The 16,973-nt window shown below is 59.6% G+C and carries 13 protein-coding genes and 1 pseudogene; 13 read left to right on the forward strand and 1 reads right to left on the reverse strand.

Going from position 1 to position 16,973, the window contains the following annotated elements; genetic code table 11:
* Window positions 1-200: 200 nt before the first annotated feature.
* The 13 genes from dksA (at window position 201) to CKW38_RS28835 (ending at window position 16,726) form a co-directional block, all read left to right on the forward strand.
* Complete coding sequence (gene dksA, locus CKW38_RS28775) at window positions 201-644, forward strand: RNA polymerase-binding protein DksA (protein WP_007909922.1); 444 nt, start codon at window positions 201-203, stop codon at window positions 642-644.
* Window positions 645-835: 191 nt separating this feature from the next.
* A complete protein-coding gene (gene gluQRS / locus CKW38_RS28780) occupies window positions 836-1,732 on the forward strand; it encodes a tRNA glutamyl-Q(34) synthetase GluQRS (RefSeq protein WP_095114502.1) in 897 nt (298 codons plus the stop codon).
* 77 nt (window positions 1,733-1,809) lie between these two features.
* Entirely contained in the window at window positions 1,810-1,986 is a 177-nt protein-coding gene (locus CKW38_RS28785) for a hypothetical protein (RefSeq protein ID WP_003176118.1), read from the forward strand.
* Window positions 1,970-4,924: a sensor histidine kinase gene (locus CKW38_RS28790; RefSeq protein WP_007909920.1), complete on the forward strand. Its 2,955-nt coding sequence runs from the start codon at window positions 1,970-1,972 to the stop codon at window positions 4,922-4,924. Before CKW38_RS28785 ends, CKW38_RS28790 begins: the two co-directional genes overlap by 17 nt.
* A 22-nt stretch (window positions 4,925-4,946) precedes the next feature.
* Window positions 4,947-6,383, forward strand: coding sequence for a sigma-54 dependent transcriptional regulator (locus CKW38_RS28795; protein ID WP_007909919.1), 1,437 nt, complete (start codon window positions 4,947-4,949; stop codon window positions 6,381-6,383).
* Window positions 6,384-7,116: 733 nt separating this feature from the next.
* Window positions 7,117-8,520 (forward strand): polynucleotide adenylyltransferase PcnB, encoded by a 1,404-nt coding sequence (locus tag CKW38_RS28800; RefSeq protein ID WP_007909918.1) that lies wholly within the window; start codon window positions 7,117-7,119, stop codon window positions 8,518-8,520.
* A gap of 4 nt (window positions 8,521-8,524) precedes the next feature.
* The gene (folK, locus tag CKW38_RS28805; protein ID WP_007909917.1) at window positions 8,525-9,010 is read left to right on the forward strand and encodes a 2-amino-4-hydroxy-6-hydroxymethyldihydropteridine diphosphokinase; all 486 of its coding nucleotides are present in this window, start codon (window positions 8,525-8,527) and stop codon (window positions 9,008-9,010) included.
* A 389-nt stretch (window positions 9,011-9,399) separates the two neighbouring features.
* Window positions 9,400-10,200 carry a 3-methyl-2-oxobutanoate hydroxymethyltransferase gene (gene panB / locus CKW38_RS28810; protein ID WP_007909916.1) on the forward strand — a complete coding sequence of 267 codons (801 nt, stop codon included), beginning with the start codon at window positions 9,400-9,402 and terminating at the stop codon, window positions 10,198-10,200.
* A complete protein-coding gene (gene panC / locus CKW38_RS28815; RefSeq protein WP_007909915.1) occupies window positions 10,197-11,057 on the forward strand; it encodes a pantoate--beta-alanine ligase in 861 nt (286 codons plus the stop codon). The genes panB and panC overlap by 4 nt, the downstream gene beginning before the upstream one ends.
* Window positions 11,058-11,267: 210 nt before the next feature.
* Window positions 11,268-11,648, forward strand: a complete 381-nt coding sequence (gene panD, locus CKW38_RS28820) for an aspartate 1-decarboxylase (RefSeq protein WP_003205654.1) — start codon at window positions 11,268-11,270, stop codon at window positions 11,646-11,648.
* A 231-nt stretch (window positions 11,649-11,879) separates the two neighbouring features.
* On the forward strand, window positions 11,880-13,544 hold the full coding sequence (gene pgi, locus CKW38_RS28825; RefSeq protein ID WP_007909914.1) for a glucose-6-phosphate isomerase: 1,665 nt from the start codon (window positions 11,880-11,882) through the stop codon (window positions 13,542-13,544).
* 320 nt (window positions 13,545-13,864) lie between these two features.
* Window positions 13,865-15,802, forward strand: a complete 1,938-nt coding sequence (gene acs / locus CKW38_RS28830; RefSeq protein ID WP_095114504.1) for an acetate--CoA ligase — start codon at window positions 13,865-13,867, stop codon at window positions 15,800-15,802.
* Between the two features lie 51 nt (window positions 15,803-15,853).
* On the forward strand, window positions 15,854-16,726 hold the full coding sequence (locus CKW38_RS28835) for an oxygenase MpaB family protein (RefSeq protein WP_095114506.1): 873 nt from the start codon (window positions 15,854-15,856) through the stop codon (window positions 16,724-16,726).
* A 77-nt stretch (window positions 16,727-16,803) separates the two neighbouring features.
* On the opposite strand, the pseudogene CKW38_RS30515 reads toward CKW38_RS28835, so the two are convergent.
* Window positions 16,804-16,973 (reverse strand): annotated as a pseudogene (locus CKW38_RS30515) (IS110 family transposase); the annotation flags it as partial.

Raw genomic sequence — 16,973 nt, forward strand, 5'->3', positions numbered from 1 at the left:
GTGATTGAACAGGTCTTCAACACCACCAGACACGGCTTGCCAAACATTTGCAAGCGCCACCCGCCGGGGCCTCGACATCCGGGAGTAGCGCAGGCCGATTTGATCTGGTAAGTTCGCCCGCTTGCAGCCGCAGGGCCGGCAGGTGTCGGTGATGGAGCAATCCTGCGCAATGGATTACAAGAGTAGAGGCGGTCCATTTCATGCCCACCCAAGCAAAGCAACAGCAGCAAACGGCGATCAGCGGCTTCGAACCTTATGTTCAGGCCAAAGACGAAGAGTACATGGGCAAACCCATGCGCGCGCACTTCACCAAGATCCTGACCAAGTGGAAACTGGACTTGATGCAGGAAGTCGACCGAACTGTTGATCACATGAAGGACGAAGCGGCCAACTTTCCCGACCCGGCCGACCGTGCCAGTCAGGAAGAAGAGTTCGCCCTTGAACTGCGTGCCCGTGATCGCGAGCGCAAGCTGATCAAGAAGATCGACAAGACACTGCAACTGATCGAAGACGGCGAATACGGCTGGTGCGATTCGTGCGGCATCGAGATCGGCGTCAAGCGCCTTGAAGCCCGTCCTACTGCCGACATGTGCGTCGACTGCAAGAACCTGGCTGAGATCAAGGAAAAGCAGGTCGGCAAGTAATCTCGACCTGAACGAAAAACGGAGCGTGCGAACGCTCCGTTTTTGTTTCTGCCTTTTGCCTTTTGTAGGAGTGAGCCTGCTCGCGAAATCGGTGTGTCATTCAGCATTTAATCGTCTGAAATTACGCTATCGCGAGCAGGCTCGCTCCCACAGGTTGACCTGCGTATAGCCTGAAAAGTAGCTTCGTCTCCATGACTGCCAAAACATCCCCCGCCTACATCGGCCGCTTCGCCCCAACCCCGAGTGGCCACCTGCACTTCGGTTCGCTGGTTGCCGCCCTCGCCTCCTACCTCGACGCCCGTTCGGTCGGCGGTCGCTGGTTGGTGCGCATGGAAGATCTCGATCCGCCCCGTGAAGAACCCGGTGCGCAGGTGGCGATCCTCAAGGCGCTGGAGAGTTACGGCTTTGAATGGGACGGCGACATGGTGCGCCAGAGCGATCGCCACGATGCTTACGCCGAAGTGCTCAACAGCCTGTTCAATCATGGCCTGGCCTACGCTTGCACCTGCTCGCGCAAACAGCTCGAAGCGTACAACGGCATCTATCCGGGCCTGTGCCGCAATGCCGGTCACGATCAGCAAGACGCGGCGATCCGCCTGCGCGTGCCGGAACTGGAATACCACTTCATCGATCGTGTTCAGGGCGAATACCGCCAGCATCTGGGCCGCGACGTCGGCGATTTCGTGATCCGTCGCCGCGACGGCCTCTACGCCTATCAACTGGCCGTGGTGCTCGATGATGCCTGGCAAGGCATCACCGACATCGTGCGCGGTGCCGACCTGCTCGACTCGACCCCACGCCAACTCTATCTGCAAGAATTGCTCGGCTTGCGCCAACCGCGTTACCTGCACTTGCCGCTGATTATCCAACCGGACGGCAACAAGCTCGGCAAGTCCTATCGTTCGCCGCCGCTTGAAGCGGATCAAGCCACGCCATTGTTGCTGCGAGCCCTGCGCGCACTGGGGCAAAACCCAGGTGCCGAACTGGCTCACGCCTCGCCGCAAGAGTTGCTGGCGTGGGGCAGCGCACACTGGGATGCCACACAGATCCCGCGCACACTGACGCTGCCCGAAGCGCAACTGCTATGACGACACTTGCAGTCGTGCGCCCATCCGTTACCATCGCCGCACGTTTTCGGGCACGCGCATAAAAAAGAGAGGCCGGGATGTACATCTATCGCTTGGTCCTGCTTTTAGTCGTGGGGATCTACCTGTTTTCCCCCGCCATCATGGATTGGTGGATCGACGCTACGGGCGCCTGGTATCGCCCGTATCTGCTCTGGCTGATCCTCATAGTCGTGACCTTCATCCTGCAGAGCCAAAAAGATGCCGATGAGCTTTAGCCTGACCCAGATGATCCTGGTCAGCGCCGCGTACCTGGCGGTGCTGTTCGGCGTTGCCTGGATCAGCGAACGGGGCATGATCCCGCGCGCGATCATTCGCCACCCGTTGACCTACACCCTGTCACTGGGTGTTTACGCCAGTGCCTGGGCGTTTTACGGCACGGTCGGCCTCGCCTATCAGTACGGCTACGGCTTTCTCTCCAGTTACCTCGGCGTGTCCGGCGCGTTTCTGCTGGCGCCGGTGCTGCTCTATCCGATCCTGAAAATCACCCGCACCTATCAACTGTCGTCGCTGGCGGATCTGTTCGCGTTCCGCTTTCGCAGCACCTGGGCCGGCGCGCTGACCACGATTTTCATGCTGATCGGCGTACTGCCGCTGTTGGCGTTGCAGATTCAGGCGGTGGCCGACTCCATCGGCATTCTGACCGGCGAGCCGATCCAGAGCCGCGTGGCGTTGGCGTTCTGTGCGCTGATCATTCTGTTCACGATTTTTTTTGGTTCCCGGCATATCGCCACCCGTGAAAAGCACGAAGGACTGGTATTTGCGATCGCCTTTGAGTCGGTGATCAAACTGATCGCTCTCGGCGGCGTCGGTTTGTATGCGCTGTATGGTGTGTTCGACGGCCCGCAGCAACTTGAGCTGTGGCTGCTGCAGAACCAGACCGCCCTCGCCGCCCTGCACACGCCATTGCAGGAAGGCCCGTGGCGCACGTTGCTGCTGGTGTTCTTCGCCTCGGCGATCGTGATGCCGCACATGTATCACATGACCTTTACCGAAAACCTCAATCCGCGCTCGCTGGTCAGTGCGAGCTGGGGTTTGCCGCTGTTCCTGCTGCTGATGAGTCTGGCAGTACCACTGATCCTCTGGGCCGGGCTCAAGCTCGGTGCAACGACCAATCCGGAATACTTCACCCTCGGCATCGGCATCGCCGCCAACAGCAAACCGCTGGCCTTGCTGGCTTACGTCGGTGGCTTATCGGCGGCCAGCGGATTGATCATTGTGACCACGCTCGCGTTGTCGGGCATGGCGCTGAACCACTTGGTGCTGCCGCTTTATCAACCGCCGGCCGAAGGCAATATCTACCGCTGGCTGAAGTGGACCCGCCGCGCGCTGATCGTCGCGATCATCATGGCTGGTTTCGGTTTCTACCTGATGCTCGGCGCCGAACAGGATCTGGCCAACCTCGGCATCGTCGCGTTTGTGGCGACCCTGCAATTCCTGCCCGGCGTGTTGTCGGTGCTGTACTGGCCGACCGCCAATCGGCGCGGCTTTATCGCCGGTCTGCTGGCGGGGATTCTGGTCTGGGTAGTGACCATGCTGCTGCCGCTGGTCGGCAATCTGCAGGGTTTCTACATCCCGCTGCTGAACATGATTTACGTACTCGACGACACCAGTTGGCACATGGCGGCCATCGCCTCGCTCGCCGCCAACGTGCTGATGTTCACCCTGATCTCGCTGTTCACCAACGCCAGCCCCGAAGAAGCCAGCGCCGCCGAAGCCTGCGCTGTGGATAACGTCCGTCGCCCGCAACGGCGTGAGCTGCACGCGGCCTCGCCACAGGAATTCGCCACACAACTGGCGAAACCGTTGGGCGCCAAAGCTGCGCAGAAAGAAGTCGAGCAAGCGCTGCGTGATCTTTATCTGCCGTTCGACGAACGCCGCCCGTACGCCTTGCGCCGTTTGCGCGACCGCATCGAAGCCAACCTCTCCGGCCTGATGGGCCCGAGCGTGGCGCAAGACATGGTGGAAACCTTCCTGCCATACAAGGCCGGCGGCGAAAACTATGTGACCGAAGACATCCACTTCATCGAAAGCCGTCTCGAGGATTACCACTCGCGCCTCACAGGTTTAGCGGCTGAACTCGATGCGCTGCGCCGTTACCACCGCCAGACCTTGCAGGAACTGCCAATGGGCGTCTGCTCGCTGGCCAAGGATCAAGAGATCCTGATGTGGAACAAGGCCATGGAAGAACTCACCGGGATCGCCGCACAACGCGTGGTCGGTTCGCGTCTGAGCACCATTGGCGAGCCGTGGAAAGAGTTGCTGCAAGGCTTCATCAACCTGCCCGACGAGCATTTGCACAAACAGCATCTGGCCCTCGACGGCCAGACCCGCTGGCTGAACCTGCACAAAGCCGCCATCGATGAACCGCTCGCACCGGGTAACAGTGGTCTGGTGTTACTGGTTGAGGATTTGACCGAAACCCAGATGCTCGAAGACAAACTGGTGCACTCGGAACGTCTGGCCAGCATCGGTCGCCTCGCGGCGGGGGTGGCCCACGAAATCGGCAACCCGATCACCGGCATCGCCTGTCTGGCGCAGAACCTGCGCGAAGAGCGTGAAGACGACGGCGAACTGACGGAAATCAGCGGGCAGATTCTTGAACAGACCAAACGCGTGTCACGCATCGTCCAGTCGCTGATGAGCTTCGCTCACGCCGGCAGCCATCAGCACAGCGATGAACCCGTGTGTCTGGCCGAAGTTGCCCAGGATGCTATTGGCCTGTTGGCGCTGAACCGACGCAATTTCGAAGTGCAGTTCTACAACCTGTGCGACCCCGATCACTGGGTCGAGGGTGACCCGCAGCGGCTCGCCCAGGTACTGATCAATCTGCTCTCCAACGCCCGCGACGCCTCGCCGCCGCACAGTGCGGTGCGGGTCAAGAGCGAAGCCGGCGAACACACGGTCGATCTGATCGTGGAGGACGAAGGCAGCGGAATTCCGAAGAACATCATGGACCGATTGTTCGAACCCTTCTTCACCACCAAGGATCCTGGCGAAGGCACCGGTCTGGGCCTTGCACTGGTCTATTCCATCGTTGAAGAGCATTATGGACAAATCACCATCGACAGCCCGGCTGATGTACAAAGCCAACGCGGCACCCGTATCCGGGTGACCTTACCGCGTCATGTCGAAGCGACGTCCGCTGTGAACTGAGACCGTCGAGAGTATCGAATCAATGCCGCACATTTTGATCGTCGAAGACGAAACAATTATCCGCTCCGCCTTGCGCCGCCTGCTGGAACGTAATCAGTACCAGGTCAGCGAAGCCGGTTCAGTGCAGGAAGCACAAGAACGCTTCACCATTCCTACGTTCGATCTGATCGTCAGCGATCTGCGCTTGCCGGGTGCGCCGGGCACCGAGCTGATCAAGCTCGGCCAGGGCACACCGGTGCTGATCATGACCAGTTACGCCAGCCTGCGCTCGGCGGTCGACTCGATGAAGATGGGCGCGGTGGACTACATCGCCAAGCCTTTCGACCACGATGAAATGCTTCAGGCTGTCGCGCGGATCCTGCGTGATCGCCAATCGGCACCGGCGGCCGGCGAAGCGGTTGCCAGCAAACCGGCCAATGGCAGCGGTAAATCCGCCGTCGACAACAGCAACGGCGAAATCGGCATCATCGGCTCCTGCCCGCCGATGCAGGATCTGTACAGCAAGATCCGCAAAGTCGCGCCGACCGATTCCAATGTGTTGATCCAGGGCGAGTCCGGCACCGGTAAGGAACTGGTGGCCCGCGCCCTGCACAACCTGTCGAAACGTGCCAAGGCGCCGATGATTTCGGTGAACTGCGCAGCCATTCCCGAAAGCCTGATCGAGTCCGAACTGTTCGGCCATGAGAAAGGCGCATTCACTGGCGCCAGCGCCGGGCGTGCCGGTCTGGTTGAAGCGGCGGACGGCGGCACCTTGTTCCTCGACGAAATCGGTGAGCTGCCACTGGAAGCCCAGGCCCGCCTGCTGCGCGTGTTGCAGGAAGGCGAGATTCGCCGGGTTGGCTCGGTGCAGTCGCAGAAAGTCGATGTGCGCCTGATCGCGGCGACTCACCGGGATCTCAAGAGCCTGGCGAAAATCGGCCAGTTCCGTGAAGACCTTTATTACCGTCTGCATGTGATCGCACTGAAACTGCCGGCCTTGCGCGAGCGCGGTGCCGACGTCAATGAGATCGCCACGGCTTTCCTCGCTCGCCAGAGCGCGCGCATCAACCGTACCGACCTTAAGTTTGCTGCGGATGCCGAACAGGCGATCCGGCATTATTCCTGGCCGGGTAACGTGCGTGAGCTGGAGAACGCGGTCGAGCGCGCAGTGATTCTGAGCGAAAGCCCGGAAATCTCCGCCGATCTGCTGGGCATCGATATCGAGCTGAGCGATCTGGAAGACGACGAGTTCATCGGTCTGCCACCGCAAACGGGCGGTAACGCCAGCAACAGCAGCCATGAGCCGACCGAAGACCTGTCGCTGGAAGACTACTTCCAGCACTTCGTCCTCGAGCATCAGGACCACATGACCGAGACCGAACTGGCGCGCAAACTGGGCGTCAGCCGTAAATGCCTGTGGGAACGCCGTCAGCGTCTGGGCATTCCGCGGCGCAAGACCGGGGTCGCCAGCGAGAGCTGAACGTTACCTGTCGAGTGTGCGGGTAACGCTTGAAGATGTGAAAAAACTGTTACCTCAGTCGATTCACGTAACAGAAGCCGGGGTTATCGGTAACGAAACCCCGGCTTTTTTTCGCCCCGACAAAACGGTTATATCGACCTAACCCCTTGTTTTATTGGGTTTCGCAAAAGTTGGCACGGCACCTGCTATATGTTCAGTACAAGAACAATAACAAGCAATGCACAAGACAATAAAAATAAGACGAATCGACTCACGCACAATAAAAACAAGACGGCGAGAGGCGCAGCTAACTGATTCTTTTGGAGAGGCGTTGTATTTGGGGCTTGCCCCACGACCAGGCCGAGAACAACAAAAACTGTCCTAAGACAGAGCCTGTACTGGTTGGATCGAGAGATCACTGCAATTCAGCGACCAAAGCAATCCGTTTGCTCTTGGCTCCCGATTGGGAGGGTCACGAAGGAAACACTTCGTGGCGAGGGCACTCAACAAAAACAAGAAGCCCGAATCAATAATAAAAAGAGCACGCAACTACTTCTTGGGGAGCTTCGGCTCCCCTTGTAGTTTCTCCTCGTAGCAAAATCCCCCCTTTTTATCGTGCGCGATGCCTGTAGCCTGCGGCTTGCAGCTCAAATCGGCCGTGTCCTACACCATCCCCCGACTAAATGCTAGAATCTGCGCCCATCATGCGGTCATTCTTTGGTATGGCCGAACATTCCTTCAAACAGTGCATCCCATGCTGAAGAAGTTGTTCCAGTCATTCCGAGCTCCCGTGCGTCGTACGCAACACATCCGCAGCACCCCTGAAGTGCTCAACAGCGGCCAACATTCGCTGCAGAAAACGCAATTCAGCCGCTATGCGGTGAATATCGTCGAACGCCTGCAAGGTGCCGGTTACCAGGCTTATCTGGTCGGCGGTTGCGTGCGTGACATGCTGCTGGGCATCACGCCCAAGGATTTCGACGTCGCCACCAGCGCCACCCCCGAGCAAGTCCGTGCCGAATTCCGCAATGCGCGGATCATCGGTCGCCGCTTCAAATTGGTGCATATCCATTTCGGCCGCGAAATCATCGAAGTCGCGACCTTCCGCGCCAACCACCCGGTCAACGAAGACGACGAAGACAGCAACCAGTCTTCGCGTAACGAGAGCGGGCGGATTCTGCGCGACAACGTTTACGGCACCCTGGAAGAAGACGCGCAACGCCGCGACTTCACCATCAACGCCCTGTATTACGATCCGGTCAGCGAGCGCATCCTCGATTACGCCAACGGCGTACACGATATCCGCAACCACCTGATCCGCTTGATCGGTGATCCGAAGCAGCGTTACCAGGAAGACCCGGTGCGCATGCTGCGCGCGGTGCGTTTCGCCGCCAAGCTCAATTTCGGCATTGAAAAGCACACCGTGCAGCCGATCCGTGAACTGGCGCCAATGCTGCGCGAGATCCCGTCGGCGCGTCTGTTCGAAGAAGTGCTCAAGCTGTTCCTCTCGGGACACGGTGCGATCACTTTCGAAATGCTGGTTGATCTGCAGCTGTTCGCCCCATTGTTCCCGGCCAGTGCCGATGCGCTGGAACACAACCCGGAGTACACGCACACGCTGATCAGCGAAGCGCTGACCAACACCGACCTGCGCATCAAGCAGAACAAACCGGTAACCCCGGCGTTCCTGTTTGCCGCGCTGTTGTGGCCTGCCCTGCCGGCCCGCGTGTTGCGCTTGCAGGAACGTGGCATGCCGCCGATTCCGGCGATGCAGGAAGGCGCTCACGAACTGATCGCCGAACAGTGCCAGCGCATTGCGATTCCGAAGCGTTTTACCATGCCGATCCGCGAGATCTGGGACATGCAGGAGCGTCTGCCACGGCGCAGCGGCAAACGTGCCGACCTGTTGCTGGACAACCCGCGTTTCCGTGCCGGTTACGACTTCCTGCTGCTGCGTGAAAGCGCTGGCGAGGAAACCGATGGCCTGGGCGAATGGTGGACGGATTATCAGGACGCCAACGACAGCGAGCGCCGCGACATGATCCGCGACCTCAGCGGTAAAGGTGATGACGCCAGTGGCGCGCCGCGCAAACGTCGCCGCAGCAGCGGTTCCAAGCGCAAACGCGCCGGCGCACCGAGCGCTTCGACAGGCGAGTAAAGGCATGGAACGCATCTACATCGGCATGGGCAGCAACCTCGCTGACCCGGCCGAACAGTTGCGCAGCGCCGTCGAGGCGCTGGGGCAATTGCCGCAGACCCTGCTCGCTGGCGTTTCTGCCTTTTATCAAAGCGATTCATTGCTGCCGGGCCAGCCGCGTTACACCAACGCGGTCGCGGCGCTCGACAGCGATCTTGCGCCGATTGCACTGCTCGACGCGCTGCAAGCCATCGAAAACGATCAAGGTCGCGAACGCCTTGAGCGTTGGGGGCCTCGTACGCTGGATCTGGATATTCTGCTGTTCGGCGATCAACTGATCGACGAGCCGCGCCTGAAAGTCCCGCATTACCAGATTCAGGAACGCGCGTTCGTGTTGTATCCGCTCGCCGAACTGGCCCCACAGGACCTGCGCCTGGCCGATGGCCGCAACCTCTCCGATCTGCTGGCAGCCTGCCCGTTCGTCGGCTTGGAACGCCTCCCCCACGCCTGACATAAATCCCTTGTAGGAGCTGCTGAACGCTGCGATCTTTTGATCTTCAAAATCAAGATCAAAAGATCGCAGCGTTCCGCAGCTCCTACAGGAATAGCTTTCCATATCCAGATTTATTGTCGGACAAAAACCCCTCGAATCAGGCCCGCCGCGCCGCTGAATCGCATCAGTAACGGCGGTAACACTCCCCTCGTAACAATGCGGTAACACACGCAATTGACTTCCTGTTGGCTCATCACGACTATAGGCGTCCCGCTGCCGCCAACCCGGCACATACGGGCGCAATCCAGGCCTTATAAGCACGACAAAAGAGCGTGCGCCTGAGTAGATGAAGAATCACGCGCGTTACTCGCAGTAGTTTCCAGAGCGCCTGAACGAGGATTTTTTACATGCCAGCCATCACCCTGACCACGCTCCAGAGCCTCAAGCAGAAAGGTGAAAAGATCACCATGCTGACCTGCTATGACGCGACCTTCGCCCACGCCTGTAATGAGGCCGGTGTCGAAGTGCTGCTGGTGGGCGACTCCCTCGGCATGGTCCTGCAAGGTCACGACAGCACGTTGCCGGTGACCACCGCAGAAATGGCCTACCACACCGCTTGCGTCAAACGCGGCAACACTGATGCCCTGATCCTCGCCGACCTGCCGTTCATGGCCAACGCCACCCTTGAACAAACCATGACTAACAGCGCCATGCTGATGCAGGCCGGTGCGCACATGGTCAAGGTCGAAGGTCAGTTGTGGCTCGCCGAGTCGATCCGTCTGCTCGCCGAACGCGGTGTACCGGTGTGCGCGCACATGGGCCTGACCCCGCAAGCGGTGAACATTCTTGGCGGCTATAAAGTGCAGGGTCGCAACGAGAACCAGGCACGGCAGATGCGCGCTGACGCGATTTCGCTGGAACAGGCCGGTGCGGCGATGCTGCTGCTCGAATGCGTGCCGAGTGAACTGGCCGCTGAAATCAGCCAGGCAGTGAAGATTCCGGTGATCGGGATCGGCGCCGGTAACGCCACCGACGGTCAGGTATTGGTGCTGCACGACATGCTCGGCCTGTCGATCACTGGCCGCGTGCCGAAGTTCGTGAAGAACTTCATGCAGGGTCAGGACAGCATCCAGTCCGCGCTGAAGGCTTACGTCAACGAAGTCAAAGCCACCACGTTCCCTGGCATCGAACACGGATTCTCTGCATGAACACCGTTAAAACCGTACGCGAACTGCGCGCCGCTGTCGCCCGCGCCCGCAGCGAAGGCAAGCGCATCGGCTTCGTGCCGACCATGGGCAATCTGCACAGCGGTCACGTTGCACTGATCACCAAAGCCACGCAACGTGTGGATTTCGTGGTCGCGAGCATTTTCGTCAATCCGCTGCAATTCGGCGCCGGCGAAGACCTCGACAAATACCCGCGCACCTTGGCGGCGGATCAGGAAAAACTCCTGGAGGCGGGCTGCTCCCTGCTGTTCGCGCCAACTGTCGAGGAAATGTACCCCGACGGCATGGCCGGACAGACTCGGGTCAGCGTGCCGCAATTGTCCGAAGGCCTGTGCGGCGCCAGCCGTCCGGGGCACTTTGAAGGCGTGGCGACCGTGGTCAGCAAGCTGTTCAACATGGTCCAGCCGGATCTGGCGATTTTCGGCCAGAAGGATTATCAGCAACTGGCGGTGATTCGCGCGCTGGTGCACGACTTGAACATGCCGATCCAGATCATTGGCGAACCGACTGTGCGTGCCGCCGACGGCCTGGCGCTGTCCTCGCGCAATGGCTTCCTCAGCGAAGAACAACGTGCGGTGGCCCCGGTGGTTTATCGCAGCCTGAGCAACATTGCCGAGTCGATCAAGCAAGGCGAACGGGATTTCCCGGCGTTGATCAGTGCTCAGCAGCAACTGCTGGAGGCATCTGGGTTGCGTCCGGATTACCTGGAAATCCGCCACGCCCTGACCCTGCGTCCGGCGACGGCTGAAGACCGTGATCTGGTGATTCTGGTGGCCGCATTCCTCGGCACCACGCGGTTGATCGATAACCTGCACCTGAATCTCGATACCCCGGTTTAACCTACACCGCAATACCCCCTGTAGGAGTGAGCCTGCTCGCGATAGCGGTGTGTCAGTCAGCATTAGTGTTGAATGACACACCGCTATCGCGAGCAGGCTCACTCCTACAGTGTTTTTCAGCGTCATGAAGATTGCATTCCAGCTGTATTGCCGCCCTCAAAGCCTTCGGGCACACTGCCCGCCGTTCGATTCCAACCCGGGAAAACCCTCATGCACGCGATCATGCTCAAGGCCAAACTGCACCGCGCCGAAGTCACTCATGCGGTGCTCGATTACGAAGGTTCGTGCGCCATCGATGGCGAGTGGCTGGACTTGTCCGGCATCCGTGAATACGAGCAGATCCAGATTTACAACGTCGACAACGGCGAGCGTTTCACCACCTACGCGATTCGTGGCGAAGAAGGCTCGCGGATGATCTCCGTCAACGGCGCCGCTGCACACAAGGCCAAGGTTGGCGACCGCGTGATCATTTGTGCCTACGCCCATTACAGCGAAGCCGAGCTGGTCAATTTCAAGCCGCGCATGCTTTACATGGCGCCGGGCAATGAGCTGAGCCACACCAGCAACGCCATCCCGGTTCAGCTCGCCTGATCGCGAAACCGCCCCGCTCCCCCTCCGTTTGTCGGCCAGTTCCCGGTCTCGATGTTAAAAAAGTACAGGGATCTGGTCAGACAAAGTCAAGACAGAACGCAGCGCGAGGTTTACTGTATTCGCCCTGTGTCCAGAAATCGTGTCGACGCAGTTGATCCCATGCCCAAACATGGCGTGCCGGGTCTGTTCAGTGTTCAAAAGGCCGTTCAAGTAAAAAGGAAAACCGCAGCGATGGCGTATTACCTCACTCCTCAAGACGTTACCGCTCTGCCCGCCTGGCAAGCGTTGAAAGATCACCGCCAAGCCATGCAGGATTTCAGCATGCGCGAAGCCTTCAACGCCGATCCGCAGCGCTTCAACCAGTTCACCCTCAGCAGCTGCGGACTGTTTCTCGATTATTCGAAGAATTTGATCAACGCCCAGACCCGCAACCTGCTGGTCGGTCTGGCCAATGAAGTCGATCTCAAAGGCGCCATCAAAGCGCTGTTTGAAGGCGAAATCGTCAACACTTCCGAAGGCCGCCCGGCGCTGCACACCGCCCTGCGCCGCCCGGTAGGCGACAAACTGTCGGTCAACGGCGTCAACGTGATGCCGGAAGTCCACAAGGTTCTGAACCAGATTACCGATCTGGTCGGCCGCATCCACGACGGTCTGTGGCGTGGTTACACCGAGAAGCCGATCACCGACGTGGTCAACATCGGCATCGGTGGCTCGTTCCTCGGCCCTGAGCTGGTCTCCGAAGCACTGCTGTCGTACGCGCAGAAAGGCGTGCGTTGCCATTATCTGGCGAACATCGACGGCAGCGAATTCCACGAGCTGACGCAGAAACTGCGCGCCGAGACCACGCTGTTCATTGTGTCGTCGAAGTCGTTCAACACCCTCGAAACCCTGAAGAACGCTCAGGCTGCTCGTGCCTGGTACCTGGCACAGGGCGGTTCGGAAGCCGAGCTGTATCGTCACTTCATCGCAGTATCGAGCAACAACGCGGCAGCCGTGGCGTTCGGTATCCGTGAAGAAAACATCTTCCCGATGTGGGACTGGGTTGGCGGTCGTTACTCGCTGTGGTCGGCCATCGGTTTGCCGATTGCCTTGGCCATCGGCATGTCCAACTTCAAGGAGCTGCTGTCCGGTGCCTACACCATGGACCAGCATTTCCAGACCGCGCCGTTCGAACAGAACATGCCGGTGCTGCTGGCCCTGCTCGGTGTCTGGTACGGCAACTTCTGGGGCGCGCAAAGCCACGCGATCCTGCCGTACGACCACTACCTGCGCAACATCACCAAGCACTTGCAACAACTGGACATGGAATCCAACGGCAAGAGCGTGCGTCAGGACGGCACGCCGGTGTCGACCGATACCGGTCCGGTGATCTGGGGCGGCGTCGGCTGCAACGGTCAGCACGCCTACCACCAGTTGCTGCATCAAGGTTCGCAGTTGATCCCGGCCGACTTCATCGTGCCGATCGTCAGCTTCAACCCGGTCTCCGACCACCATCAGTGGCTGTACGCCAACTGCTTGTCGCAGAGCCAGGCGCTGATGCTCGGCAAGACCCTGCCGGAAGCCGAGCAGGAATTGCGCGACAAGGGCATGAGCGAAGAGCAGGTGCACAAACTCGCGCCGCACAAGGTGATCCCGGGCAACCGCCCGAGCAACACCATCGTGGTCGAACGCATCAGCCCGCGTCGTCTCGGCGCATTGGTTGCCATGTATGAGCACAAAGTGTTCGTACAGAGCGTGGTCTGGGGCATCAACGCCTTCGACCAATGGGGCGTGGAGTTGGGCAAGGAACTGGGCAAAGGCGTTTACAACCGCCTGGTCGGCAGCGATGAAACCCTTGCTGATGATCCTTCCACCCAGGGCCTGATCAACTACTTCCGCGGTCGTCACCGCGGTTGATCTGTTGCTTGATAGAGAGCCCCTGAAGTTCAGGGGCTTTTTTTCGTCTGGCGTTTGGCGTGGATTTCGCGGTGGCAGCCAAATCGCTTCCCCCTCACCCCAGCCCTCTCCCCCAAGGGGTAGAGGGGGAAAGGGAGCCGATTTTCACGCTTTTCAATACTTGAGTTCGACTCCGGAATTTCAAGTCGATGTATCAAGCCCAAACACCTCGGTCAGTCCCCTCTCCCTTTGGGAGAGGGTTAGGGTGAGGGGCGGCCTTGATCCCTTCCCCCCATCAGCGCATCTTTATCCTTGTCGCACCACAAGAATAAGGAACCGTCATGTTCGATATCAGCACGTTCCCCAAAGCCGATGCCGTCCGCCAGGCTGCGCAATTGAGTCAGGATGAGTATCGACGGCTTTACCGCGAATCCATTGAACACCCCACGGCCTTCTGGGCCGAACAGGCCACGCGTTTCCTCGACTGGAGCACGCCGTGGCAGACCGTTCAGCGCTACGACCTGAAAACCGGTGAAGCCGCCTGGTTTGCCGGGGGCAAACTGAACGTCAGCTACAACTGCATCGACCGTCACCTGGAAAAGCGCGGCGAGCAGACCGCCCTGCTCTGGGAAGGCGACGATCCCGCCGAGTCGGCGCAAATCACTTATAAAAAACTCCACCACCACGTCTGCCGCTTGGCTAACGTGCTGAAAAGCCGTGGCGTGAAGAAAGGTGACCGGGTGTGCATCTACATGCCGATGATCCCCGAAGCTGCTTACGCCATGCTCGCCTGTTCGCGGATCGGCGCGATTCACTCGGTGGTGTTCGGCGGTTTCTCCCCTGATTCCCTGCGTGACCGCATTCTCGATGCCGATTGCCGCACGGTGATCACCGCAGATGAAGGCGTGCGCGGCGGCAAGTTCGTGCCACTGAAGCAGAACGTCGACAAAGCCCTGCAAAGTTGCCCGGACGTCAGCACCGTCGTGGTGGTCGAGCGCAGCCAAGGCAAGGTCGACTGGGTCGAGGGGCGCGATCTCTGGTATCACCAGGCCGTGCGCGATGTCAGCGACGATTGCCCGCCAGAACCGATGGACGCCGAAGATCCGCTGTTCATCCTCTACACCTCCGGCAGTACCGGTAAACCCAAAGGCGTGCTGCACACCACCGGCGGCTATTTGCTGCAAGCGGCGATGACCTTCAAATACGTGCTCGATTACCGCGACGGCGAAGTGTTCTGGTGCACCGCCGACGTCGGCTGGGTCACCGGTCACAGCTATATCGTCTACGGCCCGCTGGCCAACGGCGCGACCACGCTGATGTTCGAAGGCGTACCGAGTTATCCGAGCAGCTCACGATTCTGGCAGGTCATCGATAAACACAAGGTCAATATTTTCTACACCGCACCCACCGCTCTGCGTGCGTTGATGCGCGAAGGTGCCGAACCGTTGAAAGAAACGTCGCGAGAGAGCCTCAGATTACTTGGCAGCGTCGGCGAGCCAATCAACCCTGAAGCGTGGGAATGGTATTTCAACGTCGTAGGAGAACAGCGCTGCCCCATCGTCGACACCTGGTGGCAGACCGAAACCGGCGGCATCATGCTCAGCCCACTGGTCAGCGCCCAGCGAATCAAGCCTGGCTGCGCCACACAACCGATGTTCGGCGTGCAACCGGTGCTGCTCGATGAACACGGCAAGGAAATCAAAGGCGCCGGCAGCGGCGTGCTGGCGATCAAGTCGAGTTGGCCGGCGCAGATCCGCAGCGTCTATGGCGACCCGCAGCGAATGGTCGACACCTATTTCAAACCCTACCCCGGCTACTATTTCACCGGCGACGGCGCACGCCGCGACGAGGATGGCGACTACTGGATCACCGGGCGCATCGACGACGTGATTAACGTTTCCGGCCACCGCATCGGCACGGCTGAAGTGGAAAGCGCGCTGGTGCTGCACGACAGCATCGCCGAAGCCGCCGTGGTCGGTTACCCCCACGACGTCAAAGGTCAGGGCATCTACGCCTTCGTCACGCCCATGAACGGCACCGAACCGAATGACGAGCTGAAGAAAGAACTGCTCGCCCACGTCAGCAAGGAAATCGGCAGCTTTGCCAAACCCGACTTGATCCAATGGGCGCCGGCCTTGCCGAAAACCCGCTCAGGCAAGATCATGCGGCGCATCTTGCGCAAGATCGCCTGCAACGAACTCGACAGCCTCGGCGACACGTCGACCTTGGCCGACCCGAGTGTGGTGCAGGGACTGATCGACAAGCGCCTCAATCAGTAACACCCCGGGCGTGGTCAACCGACCGCGCCCGCCCTTTCGCACTGAGTGGTCATGGAATTCATCCGCAGTCGTATCGAACAGCAACTCATGAGCCTGACCGGGCTGTCGCTCGGTCAACTCGACCTGGAAAACCCCAAGGGCGACCCCGGCCTGTTCGGCCCCGACTCAGTCAGTTGGCAAGTGCACGGCGACTTCAGCAGCATGTTGATCGGTGGCATCAGCGCGTTGTTGCTGCAGGCTTTGCATCCGCTGGCACTGGCCGGGGTTTGGGATCATTCGAATTTTCGTCAGGACATGCTCGGGCGTTTGCGGCGCACCAGTCAGTTTGTTTCCGGCACCACGTTCGGCTCGCGACGCGACGCCGACTGGTTGATCGAGAAGGTGCGCACCATTCACCTGCAAGTGGTAGGCACGGCGCCGGACGGTCGGCCCTACGCGGCGAGCGACCCGGATTTGCTGACGTGGGTGCATGTGGCCGAAGTCAGTAACTTTCTCGCCGCGCATTTGCGTTATCGCAATCCGCATTTGTCGGGGGCGGATCAGGATCGTTATTACGCGGAAATCGCCGTGATTGCCGAACGCCTGGGCGCGCGGGATGTGCCGAAATCACGGCAAGCCGTGGCCGACTATCTGCAACGCATGCGCCCGCAGTTGTTGTGCGATGAACGCAGCCGCGAGGTTTTGCGATTGTTGCTCGCAGCACCGGCGCCGAGTGTTCTGGCGCGACCCTTTGGTGATTTGATGATGAAGGCCGGCATCGACCTGCTGCCGGACTGGGCCAGCGACATGCTCGATGTCCGGCAGAGCTCGCTGCAACGGCAATTGATTCGCGCCAGCGTCAGGCGCAGCGCACCGATGCTGCGTTGGGCGATGCGCAATGGTTCGATGCAACGAGCGAAACGGCGGATGGGCCTGTTGACCTAAAAAGCTTCACGAGCAGGCTCGCTCCCACATTTGGAATGCATTCCCATGTGGGAGATTCTATGGTTGAGGGGAAGCCCTCAACTGACTTTTGTCTGATATTCGCTTTGCCTTTTCAGCAAAGCGAATACCACCCGAGCAAGTTTGCGAGCCAGCATCACCAACGCCTGCGTGGTGCTGAAACCCCGTGCTCTTTGGGCTTCGTAAAACCCTTTCCAGGCTTTCGTACGGCTAGCCGACATCGCTGCGT

Source organism: Pseudomonas sp. Irchel 3H7, from assembly GCF_900187605.1.
Lineage (GTDB): Bacteria > Pseudomonadota > Gammaproteobacteria > Pseudomonadales > Pseudomonadaceae > Aquipseudomonas.